At 54.3% G+C, this 7,856-nt stretch carries 10 protein-coding genes; all 10 read left to right on the top strand.

The window, feature by feature from the left end; translation table 11 throughout:
* Window positions 1–109: 109 nt before the first annotated feature.
* Window positions 110–988 (top strand): hypothetical protein, encoded by an 879-nt coding sequence (locus tag VLM75_01740; GenBank protein HSV95634.1) that lies wholly within the window; start codon window positions 110–112, stop codon window positions 986–988.
* Window positions 989–1,382: 394 nt separating this feature from the next.
* A complete protein-coding gene (locus VLM75_01735; protein ID HSV95633.1) occupies window positions 1,383–1,643 on the top strand; it encodes a DUF4160 domain-containing protein in 261 nt (86 codons plus the stop codon).
* A gap of 9 nt (window positions 1,644–1,652) precedes the next feature.
* Window positions 1,653–1,934, top strand: coding sequence for a DUF2442 domain-containing protein (locus VLM75_01730; GenBank protein ID HSV95632.1), 282 nt, complete (start codon window positions 1,653–1,655; stop codon window positions 1,932–1,934).
* Between the two features lie 517 nt (window positions 1,935–2,451).
* The gene (locus VLM75_01725) at window positions 2,452–3,219 is read left to right on the top strand and encodes a hypothetical protein (GenBank protein ID HSV95631.1); all 768 of its coding nucleotides are present in this window, start codon (window positions 2,452–2,454) and stop codon (window positions 3,217–3,219) included.
* A 132-nt stretch (window positions 3,220–3,351) separates the two neighbouring features.
* Window positions 3,352–4,098 (top strand): hypothetical protein, encoded by a 747-nt coding sequence (locus VLM75_01720; protein ID HSV95630.1) that lies wholly within the window; start codon window positions 3,352–3,354, stop codon window positions 4,096–4,098.
* A gap of 84 nt (window positions 4,099–4,182) precedes the next feature.
* The gene (locus VLM75_01715) at window positions 4,183–4,929 is read left to right on the top strand and encodes a FecR domain-containing protein (GenBank protein ID HSV95629.1); all 747 of its coding nucleotides are present in this window, start codon (window positions 4,183–4,185) and stop codon (window positions 4,927–4,929) included.
* A gap of 109 nt (window positions 4,930–5,038) precedes the next feature.
* Window positions 5,039–5,497, top strand: coding sequence for a hypothetical protein (locus VLM75_01710; protein HSV95628.1), 459 nt, complete (start codon window positions 5,039–5,041; stop codon window positions 5,495–5,497).
* Window positions 5,494–6,852: an alginate export family protein gene (locus tag VLM75_01705; GenBank protein ID HSV95627.1), complete on the top strand. Its 1,359-nt coding sequence runs from the start codon at window positions 5,494–5,496 to the stop codon at window positions 6,850–6,852. Before VLM75_01710 ends, VLM75_01705 begins: the two co-directional genes overlap by 4 nt.
* Window positions 6,853–6,991: 139 nt before the next feature.
* On the top strand, window positions 6,992–7,183 hold the full coding sequence (locus tag VLM75_01700) for a type II toxin-antitoxin system VapB family antitoxin (protein ID HSV95626.1): 192 nt from the start codon (window positions 6,992–6,994) through the stop codon (window positions 7,181–7,183).
* Window positions 7,180–7,581 carry a PIN domain-containing protein gene (locus VLM75_01695; protein ID HSV95625.1) on the top strand — a complete coding sequence of 134 codons (402 nt, stop codon included), beginning with the start codon at window positions 7,180–7,182 and terminating at the stop codon, window positions 7,579–7,581. Before VLM75_01700 ends, VLM75_01695 begins: the two co-directional genes overlap by 4 nt.
* Window positions 7,582–7,856 lie beyond the last annotated feature (275 nt).

Below are 7,856 nucleotides of genomic sequence, written 5' to 3'. Positions count from 1 at the left end.
GCCGGAAGACGGGGAATGATCATCATCCCGCACGGCGACCGGGCACGCCAATTCGTTCTTGACTCCCATCGCAAAGTCGCGTATGGAAAGCGGCGACGGAACGGAATCCATGAAAATCGTATATTATACATCGGGAGTATCCGGAACGGGAAGAATCGTCCGCGGCATTGCCATCGGTAATGCGCTGAAACGCGCGGAGATCCAGTGCGAGTACATCATTCTGTGCGCCGGCGGCAGCGCCGAAATTGCCGGAACATTCAGCGACCGCATCGAGATCCCCCTCGAAGACGAGCGTGTACTCTCACGTCAAATGTATGAATCTTCGCGCCTTTACCAGACTCTTTCTAAACTCGAGCCGGACGTATTGATAGTCGACCGGCTCTGGTTCGCCCCATACCATTTCATCGAAGGCCTTCGATGCAAAAAAATATTCCTTACGATCATGGTGCGTGACGACTTTTTTCAGATCGACCTTCCCGACGGGAAAATCGAATTTAACGCCTCCCATTACGATCATGTGCTTGGCATCGAACCGTTTAACGCGCGCATCCGCATGCGGACAATCAATCCGATTCTCATCCGCAACCGCGACGAGATCATGCCGCGGGAAGCGGCGGCCCGACTTCTGGGCCTTTCTGCGAAAAAGCGTAACTGCCTTATCGCGCTGAATTTCGAAAAAGGTTACCTTGAAAGCCTCGTGGAAAAATACGAATATCTCGGCGGTGAGGGGTACGAGATTTTCAATACCACGAATATCGGCGGCGGGGGCATTTTCCCCATCGTGGATTATTTCAACGCCTTCGATTTTGTCGTCTGCGGTGCCGGTTATAACCAGTTCTGGGAAGTGGTCTATTTCGACAAGGAGGCGGTGATGGAGCCGCTTCCACTGAGGTTTTCCGACACTATCTGGCGCCTGGAAAACTGCCAGGAGCATTATTTCGACGAAAACGGGGCGGACCAGCTGGCGGACATAATTGTCGGGCTTTAAGCGCCGGGCTGAATTTGGCAGGCCGCCGGTATATGGTATCGGCCGGCCGGCGCGGGAGCTGATTGAATCCTCTCAGCCCCCGGCAGATCCATCTTGGTAAAGGAGGGCTGTATTCATGCCACCGGTTGATTGATATCAGGCGACGATCATGATCGTCGCCTGATATCCACAGCCCCCTTCATCGAAGGGATGCGTAACGCACACGGCACACCGGCACGTCGGTGCGACAAGTTATCGCGTCGGGAGTCGGGCCTGAAGCGGGAAATTGCAGGAATACTCCATGGCCTTTCAGCAAAATGACGGACTGCCTTAATTTGATTGCCCTTCAGACAATACTGTGATACATTCGATAATGATGATTTCGATTTCATGCCGGGCGTCGAGGTGAATTGAGGTGCCGGAATTATCACGATTCTATGGTATTGTAATCCGCATGTACGCCAACGACCATGCTCCGCCGCATTTTCATGCGTATTACAATGATTTTCAGATACTGGTGGACATCCATAACTTCAGCATTCTCATGGGTAATTTTCCGCCGAAGGCGATGGGACTCGTCATGGAATGGGCAACAATGCATCAGAGAGAACTGGTTGAAAACTGGGCCCTGGCAAGCAATAAAAAGCATACGTTCAGAATCGAGCCGCTGCAATAGGAGGTTTCCATGTTTTTTGACGTAATAGACGCCCGACACGAGGGGGACCATCGGATACGGCTTTTTTTCCGCGACGGGAAGTCCGGGATTGTCGATCTTGGCAACTATATCGGCGAAGGGGAAATATACTCCGACATACGCGACACCCGGGAGTTCGCGAAGTTTTGCATTGAGTTCGGAACCATTACCTGGAAAAACGGCGAGATCGATATCGCCCCGGAAACCCTGTATGAAAAGGCGACAGGCGAAAAGATTGAACTGACTCCAGAGACGGCGTATAAAGCCGTATAATCCTTCGGCGTTGCCGTCGTTGAAGCCCGGACTCCACCGGATGATCCCCGTTAAATCCTCTCAGCCTCCGGCAGCTCCCCTTTGATAAAGGGGAGCCTTATTCAGAATACCGGTCCGCTTTCGCCGCGGCCTGTGTATACCATCTCAGCCTCCGGCAGCTCTCCTTTGATAAAGGGGAGCCCTATTGAAAAAACATGTTGCCGTCAGAAAGAATAAAGGCATTAATCTTCCGCTGAAAGTACGCATAACTGGAGCCCTCTTCATTAAAAAAGGAGTGCGTGACGCACAGGAGGTGCTAATGCCGGCGTTGCGACAGGAGGTCGCGTCGTTAGCCGGCCCGGAGGCGGGGGGATTTGAACGGCATTCTCTTACTGCACGACGTTCACTTTTTCAGAGGGCCGGTCAATAATAGTTGACGAATGCAAAAATATTTCATACATTTTCTCGGGTTGAGGGTATTCATTAATAAAACCGCGGCCAAGGAACAGTGACAATTTCCCCTCCTGGAGGATGTGCCATGAATGCTAAAGCATTACGCGTTGTTATTCCAGCCTTAGTGATCATCGCCTTGATGGCGGGCTTCGGCGGCCTCACCGGCTGCGCCGGCGGCGACATGGCCACGGTGACGATCCGCGTGGGAAACCAGTTGGCGAAGGCGGATATGCCATCGGTTGTTGACCGCATAATCGCCTTTCTGAGCCTGAGCTCTAGGGTGCAGGCGGACCCGGTGCCCTTCGATGTTTATGACGTTAGCCTTATGGTCAGCGGTGCGGGGATGGCCTCCATCACTCGGAACATCCCGGAAAGCGGCGAGCTTACCCTCGACGTACCCTCCGGTGCGGCGCGCACCTTCACCGTCGTTGGCTATGACGAGGTCGGGTATCGATACATGGGCGGAATCACGACCAGGGATCTCTCGCCCGGCGAAAGCACAACTATCAGCATCCAGATGGGATATCTCTTATCCGCTCCGAACAGCTACTCGGCGGGATCCGGAAGTCCGAGCGGTATTTATCTGCAATGGGAATACGTAACGTTCCCGGAGCCCTCAGACCTGCTCGGGTTTAAAATATACCGTGCCAACAACACAGGGGATGGTCCCGGCACATATTATGTAATAAGCGCGGGCTCCAGGGAATCGTATTACGACGGAGGCATATATTTTTTAACAGACCCCACAGGGGTTTGGGGCGATCCTTCATCGGTAGCCAGTTATTACAGGATCAGCGCACTCAACCAGTACGGGGAAAGCGAACCTACCCCGGGCTTCTCCAACGGTTGGTAAAGGGCACGGGGCGGAGATGAAACAAAATTCATTATTTACTTGTTCCTGCCGCGAATTAAATGTGCTTTATTCTATTTAGTTTTGAATCTGTTTGACGGGTCTGACAACCAAGCGAAGGATGGGAGTAATCAAATGTACACGTTTAAGAGAAGATACCTTACCACGTTGTTTATACTGGCTCTCTTCGCCACGGCTTTTTTCATCACCGGTTGCGCCGGCGGCGATATGGCCACGGTGACGATCAACATCGGCAACCATGTCGCGAAAGTCGACAGGCCGTCGATCGTCGACCGTATACTCGCGTTTCTGACTTTCAGCACACGGCTCCAGGCCGATCCCCCCAGCGTGTTTTTCAACAGGATTGACCTGACGGTTTCGGGCGCGGGGATGAGAACGATCGACAGGACGATCCCCACGGACACCGGCGAGATTACGCTCGACATGCCTTCGGGCCCGGCACGGGTATTCACCATTGTGGGCTACGACGATGCCGACAGCCGTCTCATGGGCGGTATCGCGACGAAAGACCTCGCTGCGGGGGAAAATGTGACGATTCCCATTCAGATGGGAGAGCTTCCCTATCCGCCTAATAATACGTATGCAATTAGTGGTCCAGGCGTTAATATATCCTGGAGTTATTCGACAGGAGAGCCTATCGGCCTTATCGGTTTTATCATCTATCGCTCATCCCAGCCGGGTGGACCGTTCATACCGATAGCAGCCGGCCGGAAAGAGGATTTCGATAATGTTGGATACAGGTTTATTGATCCGACAGGGAGGGGAGGCTCTGAAGAACCCAATCCCACTTATTATAAAATTGCCGCAACCAATCCATACGGCGAGGGGCAATCGACATATGAGTTTTACGCAAATTGTTAATAAGCACACTAATGTACTATTGATTACATGCTGACATCAAACGAAGATGAAACATATTATGTCGAACAATAAAGGAGAAAGATGATGAACAGAATGTTAACAGCGGTAGTCGCTTTTTCGGCGATAACGCTTTTCACCCTCACCACCGCCAACGCCGCGGTCCTCGTGGTCTCCGCCAGGGGCGATGCCGCATACAAAGACGGCGCTGCATGGAGGCCGCTGGCCAAGGGGCAGACCATAAAAGAAGGCACCATGGTGATGACCGGGGTGAACTCGCAGGCGGTGCTGAACATCGACGACAACCTGCTTACGGTGAAGCCTCTCACCACCATCAAGGTATTGAAGAACAGCTTCACCAAAAGCTCGTCGGACAACGTGATAGGCCTCAAGAACGGCTCGGTGAACGCGCGCGTCAAGCGAATCGGCACGCTCAAAACGCGCTTCAACATCGTAACGCCGGTGGCCACGTCGTCGGTGCGCGGGACCGAGCAGAACACCTCGCACGGCCCGGCCTTCGGCACCAGTATACAGGTGCCGGACGGGTCGGTCAACGCGTCGAACAACAGCGGCGTCAACCGCAACGTGGGCGGGCGCTCCTCTTTCAATCTTCGCCCCGGCAACATGCGGCCCGATCCACTGCTCGGCGACCTCCGCAACGGCGCCATCACGCCACTCAACCCGGCCAATATAACCGGCGACGAGCAGACAGGGCTCGAGAACTTCGGCGACCAGCTTGTGGACAACTTCGACGACGCGCTCGATTTCTACAACAACAACGTCGGCGGAAGCGCCAGCGTAACGGTCGACCTGTTGTGGCCGATTATTGACTGACACCTGACGGGTGTAGCTTAGTTTTTACCGGCGTTCCGGGTCCTGGAAGGTGGTTCGGAGCGCGTTCGGGATGCCGCGGACGCGGCGCACAGATATAAAGGAGAAAAAGATGAGACGAAAAACGGCGGTTTTTTTTATAGCGGTTTTTTTCGCTCTGCCCGCTTTTTCACAGGACATGGGCAACATCAACTATTACGCCGAGCTCGGCGACCGGCCCACGGCGACCGTGGGCGACGCGGTGAAGCTATTCGCGCTCACCATGGCTCAGAAGCCCAAAGATTTCAACGCCGGCAGGCAGTACCTTGTAAAAGAGGGCGTATTCCCCGACAAAACGTTTACCGAAACCGATCCGCTGCGCCGGCGCACGCTCGCCTACATGGCGGCGCGCTACCTCAGGCTCGGCGATTCGCTGATGTACGCCATCTTTCAAAACGAGCGCTACGCCGTGGTCGCCTGCGGGGCGAACGGCATAATGCCCGCCGATAAAAGCGAGTGGGACGTGCTCTCCGGCGCGGAGCTTATGGAAATAGTGGCCAGGGTGGCCGAGCGTGCGGGGGTTGAGAAATGAGACACCCGGCGCGTATCACCCTCACGCTCACGCTCTTACTGGTTTTATTTTCGGCGGCCGGCTCGCTCTTCGCGCAGGCGGCCCCCCCGATCGGCGAGGACCTCTCGTACGACCTGAACGCCGATCCGCAGATGCGGCCCGCACCCGCGGCCTGGAAGCCGTTTACGCTTTCCTACGGCGGCTGGATCACCCCGGTGATCATCGACGAGCGCAGGGGAACCGACAGCGCGCTCACCACCTCGGTCACCACGGCGCGCCTCTGGATGCAGAGCACCCTGTGGAAGAACAGCTTTATTTACGTTCGCGGCAAGGACGTTTACCTCACCGGGCTGATGGAGAAGAACCGCACCAAGCCCGAAAGCGAGAACACCATCGACCTGGACCTCGCCTTCATACAGATGGCCACACCCGGCGGGACGCTGCGCTTCGCAGCCGGGCGCAAGTACTTCATCCTCGGCACGGGCCTCGCCTTCAACGGTCGCGGCGACGGGGCCGAGCTTAACATCTACAGCCGTTTCGTGGACATAAAGGCCTTCGGCGTGTATACCGGGCTTCTCGACAAGGACCAGAACCCCTACGGGCTTTCGGGCAAGGATTTCACCGACGGGGCAAAGCGCGTATTCGCCGGCGGCACGATCGAGCGGGGTTTCGTCAACCAGACTTTCTATCTCCTCGCCCTTATGCAGATGGACCGGCAGGATGAGGAAGCGGGCACCAAGAGCCGGTACGACTCGCAGTATTACGGGGCCGGCCTCAAGGGCCTTATCCTCGACGGCATGGATTACTACACCGAGTTCATCTACCAGATGGGCGAAAGCTATATCAGGTATTCCACGACCGGCGAAAAGGACACCGTCAAGGCGATGGCCGGATTGTTCGGCCTCAATTACTATTTCGACGCGGCCTACAATCCGGCGCTCCTCTTTCAGTACGCGTACGGCTCGGGCGATGACGACACCGCGATCACGAACACCGACGACACCAGCTTTACCTATTTCGGCACCTATGTCGGCGGATTCGCCCTGCGGCCGCAGCTCAGGAACCTCCACATAGCGCGGCTCGGCTTCTCGCTTCTGCCCTTCTACGCCTCGGAAAAGGCCTGGCTGAAGCGCCTGAACGTCATCGCGCGCTACAGCTACTATATGAAAGACAAGCCCGAGGCCACCGCCTCCGTCGGCGAAGGCCCGCTCGACGAACGCTTCCTCGGACACGGCGCCGATCTCTCGCTTCGCTGGGCGATCTTCAGCGACCTGGCCTTCTTCGTGAATTACGGCCTGTTCCTGCCGGGCGACGCGTATTCGTCCTCGGAAGGCACTCGTAATTTCGTGATGGGCGGTTTTAACCTGGTGTTCTGAACTCACCCCGGTGCCCCCTCTCTTTTTTATAAAAGAGAGGGGCATTATTTTTTGATAGTGCGGCATTCTTCCCGTGTGCATATTATTTATCTTGACAATACATATATTTATCGTATTTTATGCATAAAGAGGAATAGCCATGAGAACGACTATCGATCTGCCCGAAAACCTGATCGCTGAAGCAATGAAGCTTACAAACAGCAAAACAAAAACCGATGTCATTAAAGAAGCCCTGACCAATCTGATTCAGAGGGAAAAAGTAAAAAACATCAAGAACTATCAAGGCAAAGTACAATTGGACATCGATATCGACAGGTTGCGGGAAAGATGACCTGTGTTCTGATCGATACCTCGGTCTGGATCGAGTACTTTCGCGGTTCTAATGCCGTTGATGCCGGGCTATTGAACGGTTTTATTGATAATAATCAAATATGCACCAACGATCTGATACTGGCCGAACTTATCCCTTCGCTGAAGATAAAAAATGAGTCGAACCTCATAGAGACTTTGATGGCCGTTCGTGCCAACCCGATTGTGATCGACTGGAAGGAAATTATCGATTTTCAGACAATCAACATGAAAAACGGCATCAACAATGTCGGAATCCCCGACCTTATACTCCTCCAGCATGTGATCAGGCATAATTTATCGCTTGCAACAATCGACAAACACTTTACTCTGATGAGCGGGCATTTCGATTTCCATCTGATTGAAATTAAAAGGCGCTGACCGTACCTGTTACGCTATCGGCTCGCTTGGCCCGGGTCTCTTTTCCGGTGTATTCGCCTTGATTGAAATATTCCGCTCGGGAAACGATACAATGACGATGTGCGCCATCCGGTCGTCTCGTTAAACTTCAGCCGGGCTTGGCCACTCAAACCATTCACAGGACCGGACCATGATCAAACAATTCCTCGATTACCTCAAAGAAAGACTCGAAAAAAGCCGTCTGACGGCGGCGGCCATCGCGCTCGGCGCGTTCGTCCTTCTTTTCGCCCTCAGTT

This window comes from Spirochaetota bacterium, from assembly GCA_035477215.1.
Taxonomy (GTDB): Bacteria; Spirochaetota; UBA4802; order UBA4802; family UBA5368; genus MVZN01.
Note: the sequence above shows the minus strand (reverse complement) of the source record. Positions and strands in the feature narration are given on the sequence as shown.